1 protein-coding gene is annotated in these 601 nt (G+C 48.9%); it reads left to right on the top strand.

Going from position 1 to position 601, the window contains the following annotated elements:
* Window positions 1-601, top strand: a 601-nt coding sequence (locus QU605_RS15330) for a hypothetical protein (RefSeq protein WP_289726204.1), incomplete at both ends; no start/stop codon positions are given.

Below are 601 nucleotides of genomic sequence, written 5' to 3'. Positions count from 1 at the left end.
TCTTCCCTGGTAGACGATGCGGACGCTGATGCTACGAATGAGATCCAGGATCTGGGCAGTGTACTTACAGAAGGCAATGATGCCGGAGGCGCAGCTATAGCCAACCTTGCAGATCCGACGGCAGCCCAGGATGCAGCTACCAAAGCGTATGTAGATGCAGTGGCCGATGACGATGTAACGGGAGCGGCTTTGGATGGCAGTAATGTGCTGACCATAAGTGAAGGAACCACAGATGTAACGGTCGACCTTTCTTCCCTGGTAGACGATGCGGATGCGGATCCGACCAATGAGTTTAACACTGGGGTAACAATGAACGCTGGTGCTTTGGAGGTAACTGATGGAGGCGGAACTGAATCTACGAATCTTATCAGTACCGATTTAAATAATGACCTTTCAGCAGGAGCCGATGGCGCTTTGTATTTAAATGTCGCCTCAGTTACAATTTCTGAGACGATTACCAACCTCACGGATAATGCCGATGGAACCCTTACATATGTCAATGAGAGTGGGGTGTCACAAACGGTTAGCAAGGCAGACATTTCGGATAATGGGAATGGTACATACACTTTTACCAATAATGACGGTACCGATGTGATCCTCG

The sequence above is a fragment of the Robiginitalea aurantiaca genome (genome assembly GCF_030380815.1).
GTDB lineage: Bacteria > Bacteroidota > Bacteroidia > Flavobacteriales > Flavobacteriaceae > Robiginitalea > Robiginitalea aurantiaca.
Note: the sequence above shows the minus strand (reverse complement) of the source record. Positions and strands in the feature narration are given on the sequence as shown.